Origin of the sequence: Pseudomonas sp. O39 (assembly GCF_045447295.1) — a bacterium.
Taxonomy (GTDB): domain Bacteria; phylum Pseudomonadota; class Gammaproteobacteria; order Pseudomonadales; family Pseudomonadaceae; genus Aquipseudomonas; species Aquipseudomonas antarctica_A.
Genome location: NZ_JBJGXV010000099.1, coordinates 1 through 216, shown reverse-complemented (window position 1 = coordinate 216; position 216 = coordinate 1). Strand labels below are relative to the sequence as shown.

At 55.6% G+C, this 216-nt stretch carries 2 tRNA genes; both read right to left on the bottom strand.

The window, feature by feature from the left end:
- Positions 1-18: 18 nt before the first annotated feature.
- A tRNA-Ala gene (locus tag ACI77D_RS29475) sits at positions 19-94 on the bottom strand.
- Positions 95-124: 30 nt separating this feature from the next.
- A tRNA-Ile gene (locus tag ACI77D_RS29470) sits at positions 125-201 on the bottom strand.
- Positions 202-216 lie beyond the last annotated feature (15 nt).

The window sequence follows — 216 nt, the reverse complement described above, 5'->3', positions numbered from 1 at the left end:
AAACTTCAGAAGCAGTAGTGGTGGAGCCAAACGGGATCGAACCGTTGACCTCCTGCGTGCAAGGCAGGCGCTCTCCCAGCTGAGCTATGGCCCCGTATTTCTACAGGCGTTTCCCACACAAAATTGGTGGGTCTGGGCAGATTCGAACTGCCGACCTCACCCTTATCAGGGGTGCGCTCTAACCAACTGAGCTACAGACCCAATTTCGGGCTGCTT